The sequence below is a fragment of the Marinibium conchae genome (assembly GCF_015595035.1).
In the GTDB taxonomy this organism is placed as follows: Bacteria; Pseudomonadota; Gammaproteobacteria; order Enterobacterales; family Alteromonadaceae; genus Glaciecola.
In genome coordinates, this window is sequence record NZ_JADNRN010000001.1 from 653155 (window position 1) to 670325 (window position 17171).

General features: G+C 43.5%; 15 protein-coding genes. 8 read left to right on the forward strand and 7 right to left on the reverse strand.

Annotation, left to right across the window (positions count from 1 at the left end):
* Nucleotides 1-22: 22 nt before the first annotated feature.
* The 3 genes from ISG33_RS02715 to ISG33_RS02725 are packed head-to-tail and all read right to left on the reverse strand — an operon-like array spanning nucleotide 23 to nucleotide 4517.
* The gene (locus tag ISG33_RS02715) at nucleotides 23-1534 is read right to left on the reverse strand and encodes a tryptophan halogenase family protein (protein WP_195732016.1); all 1512 of its coding nucleotides are present in this window, start codon (nucleotides 1532-1534) and stop codon (nucleotides 23-25) included.
* The gene (locus tag ISG33_RS02720) at nucleotides 1531-2964 is read right to left on the reverse strand and encodes a tryptophan 7-halogenase (protein ID WP_195732017.1); all 1434 of its coding nucleotides are present in this window, start codon (nucleotides 2962-2964) and stop codon (nucleotides 1531-1533) included. Before ISG33_RS02720 ends, ISG33_RS02715 begins: the two co-directional genes overlap by 4 nt.
* The gene (locus tag ISG33_RS02725) at nucleotides 2964-4517 is read right to left on the reverse strand and encodes a tryptophan halogenase family protein (protein ID WP_195732018.1); all 1554 of its coding nucleotides are present in this window, start codon (nucleotides 4515-4517) and stop codon (nucleotides 2964-2966) included. Before ISG33_RS02725 ends, ISG33_RS02720 begins: the two co-directional genes overlap by 1 nt.
* Nucleotides 4518-4822: 305 nt before the next feature.
* Between ISG33_RS02725 and ISG33_RS02730 the strand changes: the two genes are divergently transcribed.
* Nucleotides 4823-8086: a TonB-dependent receptor gene (locus ISG33_RS02730; protein ID WP_195732019.1), complete on the forward strand. Its 3264-nt coding sequence runs from the start codon at nucleotides 4823-4825 to the stop codon at nucleotides 8084-8086.
* Between the two features lie 150 nt (nucleotides 8087-8236).
* Here ISG33_RS02730 and ISG33_RS02735 read toward each other — a convergent pair whose 3' ends face one another.
* A complete protein-coding gene (locus tag ISG33_RS02735) occupies nucleotides 8237-9394 on the reverse strand; it encodes a flagellar assembly protein FlgT (RefSeq protein ID WP_229333429.1) in 1158 nt (385 codons plus the stop codon).
* A 282-nt stretch (nucleotides 9395-9676) separates the two neighbouring features.
* On the opposite strand from ISG33_RS02735, the gene ISG33_RS02740 reads away from it, so the two are divergent.
* A complete protein-coding gene (locus ISG33_RS02740) occupies nucleotides 9677-10150 on the forward strand; it encodes an LPP20 family lipoprotein (protein ID WP_195733000.1) in 474 nt (157 codons plus the stop codon).
* A gap of 77 nt (nucleotides 10151-10227) precedes the next feature.
* Here ISG33_RS02740 and ISG33_RS02745 read toward each other — a convergent pair whose 3' ends face one another.
* The 3 genes from ISG33_RS02745 to flgA all read right to left on the reverse strand — a co-directional run bounded on the left by ISG33_RS02745 (nucleotide 10228) and on the right by flgA (nucleotide 11872).
* Nucleotides 10228-10659, reverse strand: a complete 432-nt coding sequence (locus ISG33_RS02745) for a flagella synthesis protein FlgN (protein ID WP_195732020.1) — start codon at nucleotides 10657-10659, stop codon at nucleotides 10228-10230.
* A 6-nt stretch (nucleotides 10660-10665) separates the two neighbouring features.
* Nucleotides 10666-11004 (reverse strand): flagellar biosynthesis anti-sigma factor FlgM, encoded by a 339-nt coding sequence (gene flgM / locus ISG33_RS02750; protein ID WP_195732021.1) that lies wholly within the window; start codon nucleotides 11002-11004, stop codon nucleotides 10666-10668.
* Nucleotides 11005-11164: 160 nt separating this feature from the next.
* Nucleotides 11165-11872 (reverse strand): flagellar basal body P-ring formation chaperone FlgA, encoded by a 708-nt coding sequence (gene flgA, locus ISG33_RS02755; RefSeq protein WP_195732022.1) that lies wholly within the window; start codon nucleotides 11870-11872, stop codon nucleotides 11165-11167.
* Between the two features lie 174 nt (nucleotides 11873-12046).
* On the opposite strand from flgA, the gene ISG33_RS02760 reads away from it, so the two are divergent.
* From ISG33_RS02760 to flgE, 6 genes are all read left to right on the forward strand, one after another.
* Entirely contained in the window at nucleotides 12047-12982 is a 936-nt protein-coding gene (locus ISG33_RS02760) for a chemotaxis protein CheV (RefSeq protein WP_195732023.1), read from the forward strand.
* 3 nt (nucleotides 12983-12985) lie between these two features.
* Nucleotides 12986-13813, forward strand: coding sequence for a CheR family methyltransferase (locus ISG33_RS02765; RefSeq protein WP_195732024.1), 828 nt, complete (start codon nucleotides 12986-12988; stop codon nucleotides 13811-13813).
* 99 nt (nucleotides 13814-13912) lie between these two features.
* A complete protein-coding gene (gene flgB, locus ISG33_RS02770) occupies nucleotides 13913-14314 on the forward strand; it encodes a flagellar basal body rod protein FlgB (RefSeq protein WP_195732025.1) in 402 nt (133 codons plus the stop codon).
* On the forward strand, nucleotides 14314-14736 hold the full coding sequence (gene flgC / locus ISG33_RS02775) for a flagellar basal body rod protein FlgC (protein WP_195732026.1): 423 nt from the start codon (nucleotides 14314-14316) through the stop codon (nucleotides 14734-14736). The genes flgB and flgC overlap by 1 nt, the downstream gene beginning before the upstream one ends.
* Before the next feature lie 25 nt (nucleotides 14737-14761).
* Nucleotides 14762-15454 (forward strand): flagellar hook assembly protein FlgD, encoded by a 693-nt coding sequence (gene flgD, locus ISG33_RS02780; RefSeq protein WP_195732027.1) that lies wholly within the window; start codon nucleotides 14762-14764, stop codon nucleotides 15452-15454.
* Nucleotides 15455-15469: 15 nt separating this feature from the next.
* Nucleotides 15470-16855, forward strand: coding sequence for a flagellar hook protein FlgE (gene flgE, locus ISG33_RS02785; RefSeq protein WP_195732028.1), 1386 nt, complete (start codon nucleotides 15470-15472; stop codon nucleotides 16853-16855).
* Nucleotides 16856-17171 lie beyond the last annotated feature (316 nt).

Sequence of the window (17171 nt, forward strand, 5' to 3'; positions counted from 1 at the left end):
TTAGTTTTTCAAAATTGATGATTTACAAAGCGTTTGCATAGCGTTTTATAAACTCAGCATGACTTGGCATTTGCTCAACAGTTCTGCTCATTGCCGTATTCATCGACTGCAAGCTATGTTGGATACCACCTATTGGAACATCAGCTAAAAGCGGATCTACAGTGAGTGGTTGCATATTCTGACCCGTCATTACCGCGACCCAGCTTGGTATTGTGAATAACTCATGATCATCGCGAAAAACGCGCCCAACTGTTTTAAACAAATCCATTTTGTGTTGTAAGGAATCTGGAATAGACATCTCTCTACAATATCGCCAAAAGCGAGAATCGCTGCGCTGAGTTGCTTTGTAGTGCAAAATAATAAAGTCGCGTACCTGATGGAACTCTCGAGTCATTAAACGATTGTATTCTTGCGCTACTTTAGGCGACGGATTCAGTGTTGGATAGAGCGATATAAATCGACTTATACCTTGTTGAATCAAGAATATTGACGTTGATTCCAAAGGCTCTAAAAAACCACTGGATAAGCCAATAGCGACACAGTTTTTATGCCAAAACTCTTTTCTACACCCAGTTTGGAAACGGATTATTCTGGGGTCGGCCAGGGGTTTAGCGCCCAGCCCCGACATCAACACTTCATTGGCTTCGTCGTCACTGATGAAATCAGTACTGTAAATATGGCCGTTTCCTGTTCGATGTTGAGTAGGTATTCGCCATTGCCAACCGGCGCTCTTTGCCATCGACTTGGTATAAGGCAATAATTCTCCGGTACGCTCAGTCGGCACTGCTTGTGCGCTATTGCATGGTAACCAATGAGACCAATCGTTGTATTGAACGCCAAGCGCCTTTCCAAGTAGCATCGACTTAAAACCCGTGCAGTCAAAAAAGAAATCAGCGTTAACTAAGCTGCCATCACCAAGCACTAAGCTGTCGAGATTGCCTGATTCAGAATGAACGATAATTTGCTTAAACTTGCCTTCAATGCGCTTTACCCCACGTTTTTCGGCGTATGAGCGCAAGTAAGCTGCATAAGCACTGGCGTCAAAATGATAAGCGTAGCGTATCTGAGATAGGGGGGAGCGGGCATCATTGTTGGGGAGTGCAAACTTCATCTTTTTCGCTGCAAGGGCACACATGCTGTAATGCTCGATTGCTTCATTATTCCCTGCTCGTTGCAAGCGCAACCAGTATTGGTGAAAGTCGATACCGTTCATATCAACGCCATGTACACCAAAGGGGTGGAAGTACTTATCACCTAATTGACCCCAGTCGCTAAATTCTATTCCTAGTTTAAAAGTCCCCTTAGTCGCCCGAAGAAATTCTGCCTCTTCAATTCCTAGCATCTGGTTGAAGTTTTTAATATCGGGGATCGTTGCTTCACCCACACCAACAGTGCCAATTTCTTCTGATTCAATCAGCGTGATGTCTACGTGTTTTGTATCGAGCATACTCGACAGTGCGGCTGCCGTCATCCAACCAGCTGTGCCTCCGCCTGCAATGACTATTTTTCTGATTTGTTCTGATGGCTGCTTCATGACTTCTTCTTTAAATATTCTTTGTACTTAACTGTATATGCGTCGCATGGGGGCACCTTTGGCACCAGTATGCTTATAGCTTCTTTCATTTTGTTCAGTTCGAGTGCTATCGTATTTTGATTAAGGCTAGAGCATAAACTATCTCTTCGCCGTGGCTCACGTTGCATACCGCAGTGCATAATGCTCCAATCTTCGAGGTTAAAAGGCTCCAAGTCGTAGTTTACCAATAGACCTCTATTGAGAAACTGCTCTATTTTGCGATTCAGAAGCGCATCTGCTCTGTTGTCTTGTGCCCTCGCTGTTGCTGGCATTTCATCTTTATCAAGCTTCTGACGCGTGTCGAATAATGCGTCGCAGAATATACCAGCATGGTCAACATCGAGAAGGTAGCGACGATTATACTCTTTTCTTTCCATATCCATGTCAGAGTGAATGGGGATGAGTTCTAGCAAGCGTTCTATGTCACGCTTCAACAATCTGTAGGAAGCATTGCTGTGCGGGCTGAGCAGTGCCGCCGCATGGCTAATGGCAACACAATTCCCAAGCCAAGCCTTTGCTGAATGGCCAAGTTGAAAGGCTTCAGCGTTAGCGAAGGTTTGCCTACTTACACGTAGTAGTTGTCGTTTATTTTGTAAAGGCACTTCGCACTGCCAATGCGATTGATGACCTGTTGCGCTGATGCAGGGCCTCGGTGATTCAGCGATGTCTCTATCTTCGAGGGAAAAGTACATGTTGCTTTTCACTTCAAAAGCACAATCAGCATGTTGTTGAAGCTTCGCAATAACTTTCCTTTCTGAGCCCGAGCAATCAATGAAAAAATCGGCATTGATGGTTTCACCCGTGTGCAATCTAAGGCTTTTCACCGAGGTTTTATTTTGCGTCAGTTCAACCGAGTCCAACTCTGCTGAATGCACGGTTACCTTGCTTTGGCTCACACGTTCTCTTAGAAATGAAGCGATACTAGCGGCGTCAAAATGGTAGGCATATTCAGCTCGAGAAAGCGGCAGTGCTGGTTTATTCTGAGGGGGATGAGCGAAGCGCCCCTGAAGACTCGCTTGGGCGCCAAAAAGGTAGTCTTGCAAGTTCTCTTTTTGCTGCAATAGTATCTGATGAAACTCCGCCCCAAAATGGCTAGGGAAGGGTAAGTTAAATGCTTGCACCCATCGCAACTGCTTATCGGTCCAATTGCTGTAATGAGTGCCAAATGAGAAAGCTGAATTGGTTTTTAAGAGTAATTCAGGCTCGCTAATGCCCAAGGATAAATGGAAATCGTAGGCATCAGGACTGGTAGAGCCACCATAAAGCATATCGCTTTGACTTTGCTCCTTTGGCAAAATTAAGCTTACTTTGCTGCCCTCATCAAGTGCTTTACTTAATGCAATACTGCTTAGATAGGCTGCAATACTATTGCCATAGATGACTATTTTCATTATTGCGTATTCCCGAGAGTGTTCAGGCCGAGGTAATGTTCGAGAAATTTAGCATGACTTTGCGCTTGCTGGCTTCCTTCATGTATGCGTTTTCGCATGTTTCGCGCAACTTCAAGGCTATATTTTGCCTCGGTATTTTGTACCCTAGGGTCAACATTTTTAGGTGTTAAGTTTTGCCCCAACATCACTGCAACCCAACTAGGGGGCAAAAAAGCGCCAATTTCATAGCGCTGAATATACCCTCTGTGCAGCCAAGCATCTAGTTTATCCTCTAAACTCTGAGGCAGCTCCATTTCTCTATAGTATTGCCACATCGGACTATCGTCTTTTTCATTTGCCACATAGTGCAACAACAAAAAGTCTCTGATTCGTTCATACTCGAGGCTCATCTGTGCATTATATTCATCCATATCAAAGTGATTAAGCTTATACGCTGAAGGTTCGCCAGCTACAGTGGTTTTGCTTGCATCCTCAAGTTCAGGAAATAGCTCGATGAGCTTTGTGATCCCCGATTGGATCAAATCGATAGATGTTGATTCCAGAGGCTCTAGAAAGCCCGCCGATAAACCAATCGCTACCACGTTATTTTTCCAAAATTGATTGCGGCGGCCAGTTTTAAATCGCAGCTGGCGAGGGCTCGAGAGCGCTTTGCCGTCGAGTTGACCCATTAGGGTGTCTTTAGCATTGTCGTCGCTGATGAAGTCGTTGCAATATACATAACCATTGCCTGTTCTGTGTTGTAGAGGGATGCGCCAAATCCAACCTGAATCTTGTGCAGTTGCCCGTGTGTAGGGACCAAGTTCACCCGCGCTTTCACAGGGAACGGCAACCGCGCTATTTGCGGGTAACCAGCGCGACCAATCTTGGTATCCAGAGTGCAAAGCTTGCTCGATTAACAGGCCGCGAAAACCCGAGCAATCAATGAAAAAGTCGGCACTAATACATTGGCCACTCTCGAGGCTTAGGGTATGAATATTCCCGCTTTGCTCACATAAGCTAGTATTGACGATTTTACCTTCAACTCTGTTAACTCCTCGTTCTTCTGCAAATTCTCTTAGATATTTTGCATAGAGAATGGAGTCGAATTGATAGGCATAACCGAAGGCGTTGGTAATATCAGATGAATCACCCTTGGGCATTGCAAATTTATTGTTTTGGGCAGCAACAATCCCATAGGCATAGTCACTTAGTGCACCTACGTCTTGGTTTTGCTGTTGTGCATGTAACCAGTGCTGGTAAAAGTCGATTGATTGAATAGGGGGGCCGAAATCGCCAAAAGGATGGATGTATCGCTGACCTTTTCGACCCCAATTTACAAATTCAATCCCAAGCTTAAAAGTGGCCTTGGTTTTCCGCATAAAGTCGCGCTCATCGATTCCTAGTGTTTGGTTAAAAAACCGAATGTGTGGCAATGTAGCCTCACCCACACCAACCGTTCCGATTTCCTCTGACTCAACCAATGTGATCGTAAGTGCGGTGTTTTCAAATTTTTTTGCAAGCCCCGCCGCAGTCATCCAACCTGCTGAACCTCCGCCAACAATACACAAATGCATGATTATCGCCTCTTCCTGTTTTGTTAAAGCATTTTTAACAAATTTTGCTTTACTAAATATTGTTTCTCTATTGATAAATATTACTAAAAAACGAAAAGGATTATTAACACTTTTAACATTATGTTAATAATATGTAACTGGTGTTCGACAGTCACCAGTAAATGAATATCATATTTGTGGAAAAGTGTCGGGTTAGAAGAAAGCGCTACCATCGAGTTATATGACTATTCAGCATTACGCTACAAAGCACAACAAGAAATATTTAGCGCCCTTTGGTGCAGCACACATCTCACAAGGAGAACACAATGCGTTTGCAAAGAAAATCTTTTCTAAGCGCCTCAGTAAGAGCAGCCATGTACGGTACAACCGCTCTACTAGCAGCAGCGACAAGTCACCATGCTTTAGCTCAAACAGCCGACGAAGAGGCTGCTACAGATGACGTAACTGAAGTTATCGAGATTAAAGGTATCCGAGGTGCACTTGCTAGTGCAGCGGAGATTAAACGTGAAGCGTCAACTTTTGTTGATTCGATTACTGCATCTGATGCGTCTGCGTTACCAGATCTGTCAGTAGCTGAAGCACTATCACGTATTCCAGGTCTTACCGTGACTCGATTTACTTCAGGTGGCAGTGAAGGCGATTTTCCTTCACCAGAGGGTTCAGGTAACCTCATTCGAGGCCTCGGTTTTATACGCTCGGAATTCAACGGTAGAGATGCATTTTCTGCTAATGGCGGACGTGCTCTGGACTGGTCGGCTGTGCCGCCACAACTCATTGGGCGTGTTGATGTGTATAAAAACCAATCTGCCGACCTAATTGACGGCGGTATTGGCGGTACGATTAACTTGCAAACCTTAGAGCCTTTCGATAATCAAGACGGTGTGGGTATTATTACTGTTGATACTATCTACACAGACTTACGCGAAGAGTGGTCTCCAACTTACAGTGGCATCTTCGGTAAAAATTTCACGAATGATAATGGCAAATTTGGTTTTGTAGCATCCTTTTCGTCATCTGAATTAGCGTCTGATATCAATGGTTATCAGAGTGGTGCACCAAATCCTCGCACCAACATCCCAAGCGATGCTTACGCTGATCCATCACAAGCCGCTGATAACGTTGCAATTGTTCCTGGTTTCCAAATGCGAACCAATAAGGTCGACCGTGATCGTGATAGCCTATACTTCGCAGGCCAATGGCGCAGTGCCGACAGTGATATGGAAGTGCTTTTCAAGTACGTTACTGTTGAAAACAATATTGAGTCTATTGAGCGCACAACAGAATGGTTTCCTGACGCCAATAACGTCGGCCGAACAGAACTCAGTGAGCTAGTGGTTTCACCATTTACTTCTGGTGGTATCGCCACATGTAATGGTAATAACGAATCACCAGTGGGCGCTTGTGACGAGCTTGTAGCCATAGATGGCGGCTTAATGGAGCAGGGGATTGTTTCTGATAGTGGCGATTCATGGTTTGGGGCATATGGTTTGCAGGTGAGTAACTTGGGTATAGGTAAACAAGAATACTCAAAAACTGACGATGTAAGTTTGAACCTTAAGTGGCGTCCAACGGATCAATTATTTGTTGAATTTGATACACACAGAACGACAGCTGAAGCGTCTTTCCAAGAGCAATGGATTGGTTCAAATACCTACTTGAACGTATTTACACGTCCGGATCTCGACGACCCACGTCTTGAGTTCTTCATTGACCCACGTCATAGCTTCAACCCTAATCAGGTTCAAGATGGTGGTGATGTTCAAAACCCATATTCGCCTACCACAAACACAGATGATCCTGGCGGTTACTTCCTACCTTTTGCTAACGACGGTTTTCGTGATGGTGAAGGGGACTTGTTCGCAGTTAAGCTAGATGCTGAATATGAATTTGAAGATGAGGGTTGGTTCGACTCTGTTAAAGTGGGAACACGTTATTCTGAGCGTGACCAACTAAATAGAGAAGCTGGCACTAACTGGCGTGGTGTGAGTCAACCATGGATAGGTGGCGGTCTTACTCCTTTGGATGCTTTCGATACCGAAATACATGAAGTAGTAGACTTTTCTGACTTCTTCAGAGGTGGCGTTATTAGCGGCGACAATACTTCATTTGTTTACGTTGATGAGCGCTTCTTACGCGATCCTAACCTATTCTATGATTTCATCATTAATGAGCCTGACTTAGCACAATCACAATACTCACCGTTTGTTGGTTTTACTAACTTATACGACGATGCCGGCATGTTAAATATGGGCGGCGAGAATGCGCGTAGAGATGAGAACTTCAACAAGATATACCAACCAGGTGATATCTCGGACGTAGTCGAGGAGCAGTTTAACTTATATGCAATGGCTAAGTTTAGCCAAGACTTCGACAACGGTATGTATATTGAAGGTAATTTGGGTCTACGTTACGTGAAAACCTCATTGTCGTCTGACGGCTTCCTGAGATATGCTCCTTTCGGACCTGATGCCGACGATACGCTAACTAATCCTCTGTACACCGATGAAGCTGAGTCTCGCGATTCTGAGCGTGATTTCCTTCCAGAAACTACGGCATTCCTAGAAACTGGTGATTCGGTGCGCACTGTGGACGTAGACGAAGACCATTGGCTACCGTCATTGAATATTAAGCTAAATCTGAACGACGATATGTTGATCCGTTTTGGTGCTAGTAAGGGCATTACCCGCCCTAATATTCAAGACTTAAGAGCTGATCAAACGATATTTGCCAATACCTCTCGTGTTGAGTTTGATCCACTTCCGGCCGATGATCCTAATGCTGGTATTCCTCGTGGCGCACAAGATATTAGCCTACAGCGCCTAAATGTGAACGGTGGTAATCCAGATCTTAAAGCAACAGAAGCAATCAACCTTGATATTTCTTATGAATGGTATTTTGAGAATGGTTTCTTTACCTTTGGTGTGTTTAACAAAGACATTAAAAACATCATTCAGTACGGTGCAGTACCACAAAGCCAGATTACGCTAGATGGTCAAACTGTTAACTTTAACTTTAATGGTAACAACAACATAGCTGATGCTGATATCACTGGGTTTGAGATTGCTTACCAAGACTTCTTCACTGAGCTACCAGGCTTATGGCAGCACTTTGGTCTTCAAGCAAACTACACCTTCGTAGATGCTTCAGCCACGCCGCCACCGCAGTTCTTGGATGCAAACGATGATGGTGTTCCAGATTCATTTGATTCGACCTTCCGCTTTGGTTTAGACAACCTATTAGGTCAATCTGAGCATACTGGTAACTTGATTGGTATTTATCAAGATGATGCCTTAGAGGTTCGCCTGATATATAACTACCGTTCTGAATACTTGAACTCTTATCGAGACTTCGTAACGGGCAACCCAATCTTCCAAAAAGGAACGAGCTTTGTTGATGCATCAGTAAGATACAGCTTTACTGATAACTTAACCTTGAACGTATTGGTTGCTAACATTACGGATGAGAAGAGCCAGTCAGAGACGCAAATTGATGCAGCCGGCCAACGTTATCAGCGTTCAAGCTTTATCAATGACCGTCGCTTACAAGTTGGTTTAAGCTATAAGTTCTAAGTCGCTTTGAACAAATAAAATTTGTTTATAAGCAACGACCTTGATAGTCAAAAAAACAAAAGGGCAATGAAGTAAATTCATTGCCCTTTTTTTATCTGATAGTACTTGAGCTTTATTAAGTTAACTAATATGTCGATGCTTTAACGAATACTATTGTCTAGCAACATAGTCATTGGCTTGAACATTCACTAATAAGCTTCGGTCTTTGCTTGCAACAGTCGCTGTTTCTGCGTACACCTGAGTCACTACTAAAGGACTAGGGTGAAGCACAAACTGCTTATATTGCTGTCCAAATGTGTCTTGAATATGTTGAACACTGAAAAGAGTCAGCTGGTCGCCTGTTTGCACATTTTGGTTTTTCCCCAAGTTAATCTGCAGTTGATTGTTCGCAACAGCCAAAATTCGTCCCATCGTTGGTTCACAAGTGGCGTATTCGTCCAAATCAATAACAGCTTGTTGCATACTTTCAAGTACGGCTCTACCAAAACGACTGCGCCAAAATCGGTCTGAGTGAACATCCACCGATTCTCCTCTTTTAAATTCCCACGCCTCGGTAAGTCTGTATTGCTTCGTTAATAGAGTTTCGCCAGAAGCACCATTGAGCAAGCTCATGCTATAACCGAAGTTTCTCGTGGCTTGTTCGCCTTTCCAGAAAGAAAATGCCGAAGCTGCGTCGCGTTGCACGCTAATATCGTCGATAGAAATTGCTAAAACGTACTGTGCATCGGTTTTTTCAGATAGTCTTACTGCTTGAGCGCCTTTGTTGGTGTTATGCCAGTTTAGAACATAGGGCTCAATCCTAGAAATTTGAACACTGTTGCTGATGTTTGAGAAGGTTTCTTGTAATCGTAGAGCTGCGGCTTCTCCAAACTCGTGAACCTGCCCATCAGCAGCTTGTGCACCGTAGCGAAGTGGAAAGTAGGTAGTTGCAATACGTTTGGTATAGTCGGCGGCGCTGCATTGGGATTCTTGCGAAAAGATATCTGCTCTTATCGATACTGTCACATAACCGTCTTCATAGACTTCTTCGATCAACTCAATAGTATTGACTTCACCGCTAGATCGAATTTCTAAATGGTCATCCATTAATAATCCATTTGTCATTTGCTGAACACTTCTTACTGAAGCGCCGGCAAATAAAAGTGCCTGTTTTATGGCCTCTTCGGTGGCTTGTTCTCTAGCTGCTACACGATCGCCGTTAAGTATAGCGGCTTGACCTGTAGCAGAAAACCAAGCTGCTAAACTGTCTGTGCTGTAGAGGCAACTGAAGCTGAGCGCAAATAACGCAATTTTAAAGTTCATTTTCATTTGTATCACTTTTTTGACAAGTGGTTGCTGTTATTAAGTCTGATTCAATTTGTATGCCAATAGACTTGAAATTTGGGAAGGGCATGAAAATATGCCCACTTGAACAGTGAATTATGTCGATATGGTTCATTTATTGCTTTGTACTGATAAGCATAGAAGCACTATTAAGCTATGAAAAACGAATTAGTAAAGAGACACCTAACTCAAGGCCATCGATAAACTTAAGGGATGAGCATGTACAACAATAATTTAGCAAATGAAACAGCAAAAAAAGGGCGTAAAATGAAGCTTAAAAGGCTTGTAAATATATCGGTAATGTTAATTGCTGTTGCCTCAATGTCCGGGTGTAGCTCACTCTTTACCAAGCATGTGGAGTGGGAAACCATTGAACCTGAGTCGTACCCGGTACTCAATGCAGTGGGCTACGCGCCTATAGATGCGCAGTTAGCAAGTGATGAGTCGACAAAAACGCTCATGGCTATCAAGGCTTCGAAATTAGATGCGTACAGAGAGCTTGCCGAACAAGTCTATGGGCAAAAAGTTGACGGTGAGCAAGAGCTCGCTAATTTAATTCTCACTAATAATCAGTTAAAAAGTTCAGTCGAAGGGGTTATTCGTGGAGCAAGGGTAGTAAAATCTTATCCAGTTGGAGAAGACACATATGCCACAGAATTAGAGCTTGATATGTCACGTGTTTACGACATTTATTTATCTACGGCAAAACCTAAAAAGATCCGCAAAGTCTCTTATTACTAATACATTACATTTCCAGATACAAAAAAAGCGACCGACGTCGCTTTTTTTGTGTCTGGAAATAGGGACCTAATGCACTGTTAGGCTGTGATACCCTTCGAAGAAGCATCGCCTCTCGGTTTGCCGCTTCTGTCGTAGGTCATCGATTCTCTGGCGCGCAATTCCATCATTAGATTACGAAGATGGGTTAGTCGAAGTTGCCCTTGTTCGACTGACTTAGCGTTAATTTGAGTTAGGTATTTGCATTCATGGATAACTGCATTGCACTTATTCATCGCTGCTATTGCTTCTTCGGTACTTTCACCGTTATTTTTCGCCTTCTCGAAGAGGCTTGAAATAGAAGCATCTTGTTGTTCAATTTCGTTTAATAAGGCTTCTTTGTCTTTCAATAAGCCCATCAATGTTTCTGGTTCCCTAGAGCTTATGAGGTGCAACTCATTCTCTAGCAATGCCTTTAGTTGGGTCAGTTGCTCGAATTGTTTGTCAATTGCGCTCAATAGACTCGACATCATGTTATTTTATGCTCCAGAACCAAAGATTTGAGTTTCCAACTTAGCGATTTTTTGCGCTAATACTTCTGGGTTTATTTTGTATTCGCCATCAGCAATTGCTTTTTTAAGCTTATCAACCTTCTCTTGGTTTACTGGCGCTTCACTGCCTTTCTTTTGCACCTGTGAAAGTTGTTGCGCGGATTGCGTTAGCGAAACCGAATCAGTGCGTGGCGCACTGGCAGCTGCTGCAGTGTTCTGCGAAGCATTTGCCGTGGCAGCCTGTTGCCCGGCATTCTGCTGCTGAGCAAGCTTTTGGCCATCAATTTGTGGCTTGTTTATATTGTTGTTTACGTTATTAATAGTCATAATTTTTTCCAGAACCTATAACATCTCAATTAAGTTATCGGCTTGCTTATCACTAACTTTAGCAAAAATGTGAATTAAATACAGACTTTCCACCCTTTTTTGCAAAAATATTTGTAATTTAATCAAACTGATACCCCTAAAGCGTCAAAAATTTATCCCTCTAAATGTGAATATCGACTTGGTTAGTGCTCGACACTGTCGCCGATATCGTTTTTCGTGACTGAGCGTTTGTCACGCGGATCGTGTCACCAAGGTTTCCGTCTTGTTGAGCTATACCCGATACTTTAAGTTGCAATCCTGTCGTTTTTGCCATAATCGTGACTTTGTCACCTTTGCACACAAAGCAAAGCATGCTGCTACTTATTATCTGCCCTGGCCTGACTCTACGTTTGAGTCTGGCACCAATTAAACTGTCGGGATTGGTGAATGTGGTTCCCCGCAAGCGATTAATTGGTATATCGGCAATATATAGGTTTTGTTCACTTAATAATGTACCAGGGCTCAAGGTGTCGGTGGTAACAACAACAGGCTTGGTTTGTTGCACCTGAACGGTAGTAAACAAATACCAATCGGAGCTTGGACATGTCACTTTAACTGATATGTTAGACTGCTTTAAGCTAGCTGACGACGCTGAAAATTCGAAGGGATAGTCACAACGCGGTATATGGATACGGTTATCAATAGGGGAGGCTTTGATGACAGTATCGGCGTTGCTATCAATCATTGCGTTATTGTTCACATATTCTTGAGCTTGCAATTGAATATGCTCGTGAGAGGAAGCAAAGCTAGCTTGTGAAAATAAGCCAAAAAATAAAATCAAGGCAGAGCTTATTTTGGCCGATAAGGTCTTTGTTAGATAAGGTAGCATTTTATTTGCCCTTGTTTTGGTGCTTCATCTTTTAAAGTTGCTAAGCAATGGTGGCTTAGTGTGTGTCAAAAACTCGGCACATATTTCGCTTAAAGGTGCACGTTTAATAAGATATAGTGCTTAGTACACAGGTTAAGGCAACAATCGTGCCTAAAATTAAAGTGGAGGTAATGAATGTCCAGTATCATGGATTCGGTTAACCAACGAACGCAGCTTGTAGGTCAAAATAGATTAGAGCTATTATTGTTTCGTTTGAATGGAAAACAACGCTTCGGTATCAACGTGTTCAAGGTACGCGAAGTTTTGCAGTGCCCCCCTTTAACTCAAATACCTAAGTTAAACTCGCTGGTGCGTGGTGTCGCCCACATTCGTGGCCAAACCATCTCTATTATTGATTTAAGCATGGCAACTGGCGGAAGTAAGATTGAAAACTTAGAAGCGGGCTTTATTATTATCGCGGAGTACAATCGCTCAGTGCAGGGCTTTTTGGTTGGTTCAGTAGAGCGTATTATTAATACCAACTGGGACGCGATAATGCCGCCGCCTCAAGGTACCGGTAAAGCAAGCTACTTAACCGCCGTTACTGAGGTCGAAAATGAACTCATTGAAATATTGGATGTAGAGAAAATACTCAATGAAATATCGCCGTTAAATACAGACATTAGCCAAGAGGTGGCCGATACCTTCGATGTCACATCAAGCGAAGGTAAAATTATATTTATCGCCGACGATTCATCAGTTGCACGTAATCAGGTGAAGAAAGCCTTAACGGCACTTGGTCTTCAAATTGAAGTGGCCAAGAATGGATTGGAAGCACTTAATATGCTTCGCGATCTTGCCAAAGAAACTGGCGACGTTACCGATAAAGTGGGTGTCTTAGTATCTGATATTGAAATGCCAGAAATGGATGGTTATACGCTCACCGCTGAAATAAAAAATGATCCAGAGTTGCACCGCTTGCACGTGGTCCTGCATACCTCTTTAAGTGGTGTATTTAATCAGGCTATGGTGAAAAAAGTCGGTGCAGATGATTTTATTGCGAAATTTCACCCAGATGAGCTCGCATCAGCTGTTGAAAAATGGCTTGGCACCGAGCTAAAAGCGAAATAGGCATTGAATAAAGAACTCTCTGCAACCTTATACGATAAGTTTTGCCATTTTTTGCATACAAAAAGCGGTATAGTATTAGGTGATGCCAAACAATATTTGGTTAGAAGCAGGATGGTGCCGCTCATGCACCGTTTTGAGTTTAATGATATTGATAAGCTTATCAGTATGGTAATTGGCCAAACTAACACAGGGCTTACTCAAGCAGCCCTTGAAGCGATGACAACGAACGAGACCCTGTGGTTTCGCGACAAATATCCCTTCGATATCCTCCAAGATACTCTGCTACCTGAACTAAGCAAAAAACAAAATAGAATCCGAATTTGGAGTGCGGCAAGCTCGACAGGGCAGGAAGCATATTCTATTGCAATCACCCTAGCGGAGTTTCAAAAGAAGCATCCTGGCGCTTTTAGCCATGGCGTTGAAATTGTTGGCACCGATTTATCAACCGAGGTTGTTACTAAGGCAAAGGCAGCAATTTACGATGAGCTCTCCTTAAAACGCGGTTTGACTGAGTATTTCAAGAAACACTACTTTGAGCCCGCATCGGGTTCTAGTATGAGAGTCTCGCAAGCCTTGCGAGACTGGGTAAGTTTTCGCTCATTCAACCTCACCCAAAGCTTCGCTTCACTCGGCAAGTTCGACATTGTGTTTTGTCGTAATGTCCTTATTTATTTCGATGTGGAACGCAAAGACAAGATACTGCAAGATATTTCCGCCTCCCTCCATGATAACGGCAGTTTAATCCTCGGGGCCTCTGAGTCTCTTGGTGGTGCCAGCAAAAAATTCACCATGGTTACCCAAGCATCAGGCCTTTATTACCGCAAGGTGTAGGGTTTTTGTGTAAGCCCGTCTCTTAATCAATTTCTAAGTTCTCACTATTTGGCACATCATTTGCTGAACACTGGCATGTTTAGAATGTGAGAAAAACTTATGGCCATTAGTTTAGATCGTTTAGTTGGATTTCATCAGAAGGCGCTGTCAATACGCAGTGACCGAATGGAAGTCATTGCGGGTAACCTCGCAAATGCGAATACGCCGGGCTACAAAGCGCGAGATATTGACTTTAACAAGGCAATGAAAAGTGCTCAGTACAATCAAGGCAGTATGACACAAACACACGAAAAGCATTTTGCAGGTAAATCGCAAATGCAAGGCGAAATAGAGTTTCGAGTACCCGACCAACCAGATACGGGTGACGGCAACACAGTAGATGCTCAAGTTGAGCGAAATAATTTCTTGGATAATGGTATGCGCTATCAGGCCGGTATCATGTTATTGAACGGTAAAATCAAAGGAATGAAGAAGGCACTAAGCGGCGGAGGTCAAGGCTAATGAGTTTATTTAATATCATGAAAATCGCGAGTACAGGCATGGGGGCAGAAAGCGTCCGCTTGAATACGACCGCGAGTAATATTGCAAATGCTAACTCAGTGAGTAGCAGTTACGAAGATACTTACAAAGCGCGACACCCCGTGTTTGCTGCAGCTTTGGACAAAGCCACAAACGATATGTCTAAAGGCACTGGTGTTCAAGTACTCGGTATTGTCGAAAGTAATAAACCTCTTCAGGCTGAATATGCGCCTGGAAACCCCTTGGCCAATGAAGAGGGTTACATCTTCAAGCCCAACGTAAATATTGTGGAAGAGATGGCGGATATGATGTCGGCTTCCAAAGGCTACGAAACAAATGTGCAAATCGCAGACACAACGAAACGTATATTCAGACGTGTATTGCAGCTTGGTCAGGGTCAGTAAGCTAAATTATTAGCGAGGAACAATTATGAATATATTAGAACGCAATACAAACGGGCTAAATAGCGATTTGTATTGGCAGCCAGAGCCGGTCAAGGTGTCGGATGGCACTGAGCAGAATTTAAAGCAAGAAGACTTCTTTGCTTTACTGACTGAGCAATTGGCTAATCAGGACCCAACAAAACCTGTTGATAATGACCAGTTGGTAGCGCAAATGACCTCATTTACGACTGCCGATGGTATTTCTCAACTCAATGAGAAATTTGAGTCATTTTCTTCCTCTATGACCTCAAATCAAGCACTGCAGGCGTCGAGTCTCATAGGCCAAGATGTGTTGGTTACCGGCAACATCGGGCATGTTGCTAACGAGGGCGACGGTATAACCGGCGTAATCATCAGCGACCAAACCTCGCAAAATACTAAAATTGCTATACAAAATAGCCAAGGTGAGGTGGTCCGAACAATGGATGTGGGCACCCTTGCAGCGGGTAACATTGAATTTAATTGGGACGGTACGGATCAGAACGGCAATGCTTTGCCGCCAGGTGATTATGCTGTTCAGGTACAGGGTGATGTGTTTGGTGAACCAACATCGTTGCCAACGGCAATCAATCGACACGTAGACAGTGTAAGTCTGGCTGCATCTAGTCAAGGTGTCATTCTTAATTTAGACGGTGACGTTAGCATCAAGCTTGATGACGTTATCCAAATCGGTAGTTAATAGGAGTTATTTTCCATGTCATTTAATATCGCATTGAGTGGAGTCTCGGCATCTCAAAAAGACCTCGACACCACAGCAAACAACATTGCAAACGTAAACACAGTCGGTTTTAAAGAATCACGCGCTGAATTTGGCGATGTATATGCTGCTTCTTTGTTGGCATCAGGTAAAACCAAAGTTGGTGATGGTGCATTGACACAAGAGGTTGCTCAACAATTTTCTCAAGGTAGCTTAACTTTTACCAACAACTCCTTGGACTTAGCAATAACGGGCAACGGCTTTTTCGCTACTGTGCCTGAAATAACCTCTCGTGATTTCTCATTTACGCGTGCTGGCCAGTTTAAGTTAGATTCAAACAACTTTGTGGTGAATTCTTCAGGTGATAATCTTCTTGGTTTCCCTGTAAATACAGACGGTACCTCTGCGTCAGTGGCGTTGAGTACAACTGAGCCTGTTCGTATTCCAGATTCGTCGGGCTCACCCACCCCAACGACAGAGGTTGACGTAAGGTTCAACTTGCCGGCAGGTGACCAAGGTAAGGTTGCCGCAGATTTCGACCCAAGCGATCCTTTAACTTACAATGCTGCAACTTCGGTTACTGTTTATGACTCCTTGGGCGATAGCCACGTAATGACTTACTACTTTATCAAGGACAACGATCCTGGCGTAGTGAACGAATGGTATGTTGCCACCGCTGTTGATGACCAATTAGTAGATGTTGTTAACTCTGACGGCTCTGATGCTGATCCAGCTACCGCGGTCAATTCAATTGGCACAAACACAGGTAACGGGGTAACAGCAGCTAAGATTTCCTTCAGTGAAGGTGGCGATTTTATTGCTTTGGCCTCTGCTGATGGCTTACCTCAACTAGATTCCAAGTTCCAAACCGAGGCTTTGGGCCCTGTTATTTTAAGTAACGGTTCTGATCCCGGTCAACAAATCACAATTGATTTCAACCTTGACCCTAATAACGCCACACCGAATGAACCAACGCAATTTGCATCGGCATTTGAAGTAACGTCGCTTGAGCAGGATGGTTTGCCGGTGGGTAGATTAACCGGTATTGATATTGGCGCTGATGGTCTAGTACGAGCTACTTTCTCAAATGGTACCTCGGAGCCTATCGTGAGAGTTGCATTGGTGCGCTTTTCGAATGAACAGGGCTTGACTCAGCAGTCTGGTACTCAGTGGAAGGAGAGTATTTTGTCTGGCGAAGCCTTAGCTGGTGAGGCCACAACGGGTACATTTGGCGACATTAACTCGTCTGCATTGGAGCAAGCCAACGTTAACTTAACCACTGAACTAATCGACATGATTATTGCTCAGCGTAACTTCCAAGCGAATTCCAGAGCTTTGGAAGTTAATAATCAGTTGAATCAGACTATCTTGAATATTCGATAGTCTTAACAGCTAGAAAAAGAAGCGGCACAATAAAACGTGACCGCTTTTTTTGTGTTTGTTTTTTGCATGAAGCAACTTGCTGCTACAAGCGTTTGATTTTTATCGCAAGCTTATTTCTCAGGGTCACTTGTAGCAAGTATTCATGAACCCTCGTTTAGTAAAAAGTGTCACTTGGCAGGACGCAAAGTGCCAAGCGCCCCATGGATGGGCTTGCAGCGGCTTTTTACTAAACGAGGGTTCATGGATGATTGCGGTGCTCAATACAACAGATTGCGGTGCTTAATACAACAAACGAACATTGGCATCTTCTTTGCAA

What these genes read in the sequence shown, in the direction of transcription:
- flgE (WP_195732028.1), top strand. Translation starts at nt 15,470, where the DNA reads ATGTCATTTAATATCGCATTGAGTGGAGTCTCGGCATCTCAAAAAGAC.
- ISG33_RS02740 (WP_195733000.1), top strand. Translation starts at nt 9,677, where the DNA reads ATGAAGCTTAAAAGGCTTGTAAATATATCGGTAATGTTAATTGCTGTT.
- flgM (WP_195732021.1), bottom strand. Translation starts at nt 11,004, where the DNA reads ATGACTATTAATAACGTAAACAACAATATAAACAAGCCACAAATTGAT.
- ISG33_RS02760 (WP_195732023.1), top strand. Translation starts at nt 12,047, where the DNA reads ATGTCCAGTATCATGGATTCGGTTAACCAACGAACGCAGCTTGTAGGT.
- ISG33_RS02720 (WP_195732017.1), bottom strand. Translation starts at nt 2,964, where the DNA reads ATGAAAATAGTCATCTATGGCAATAGTATTGCAGCCTATCTAAGCAGT.
- ISG33_RS02730 (WP_195732019.1), top strand. Translation starts at nt 4,823, where the DNA reads ATGCGTTTGCAAAGAAAATCTTTTCTAAGCGCCTCAGTAAGAGCAGCC.
- flgA (WP_195732022.1), bottom strand. Translation starts at nt 11,872, where the DNA reads ATGCTACCTTATCTAACAAAGACCTTATCGGCCAAAATAAGCTCTGCC.
- flgB (WP_195732025.1), top strand. Translation starts at nt 13,913, where the DNA reads ATGGCCATTAGTTTAGATCGTTTAGTTGGATTTCATCAGAAGGCGCTG.
- ISG33_RS02725 (WP_195732018.1), bottom strand. Translation starts at nt 4,517, where the DNA reads ATGCATTTGTGTATTGTTGGCGGAGGTTCAGCAGGTTGGATGACTGCG.
- flgC (WP_195732026.1), top strand. Translation starts at nt 14,314, where the DNA reads ATGAGTTTATTTAATATCATGAAAATCGCGAGTACAGGCATGGGGGCA.
- ISG33_RS02715 (WP_195732016.1), bottom strand. Translation starts at nt 1,534, where the DNA reads ATGAAGCAGCCATCAGAACAAATCAGAAAAATAGTCATTGCAGGCGGA.
- ISG33_RS02745 (WP_195732020.1), bottom strand. Translation starts at nt 10,659, where the DNA reads ATGATGTCGAGTCTATTGAGCGCAATTGACAAACAATTCGAGCAACTG.
- ISG33_RS02735 (WP_229333429.1), bottom strand. Translation starts at nt 9,394, where the DNA reads ATGAAAATGAACTTTAAAATTGCGTTATTTGCGCTCAGCTTCAGTTGC.
- flgD (WP_195732027.1), top strand. Translation starts at nt 14,762, where the DNA reads ATGAATATATTAGAACGCAATACAAACGGGCTAAATAGCGATTTGTAT.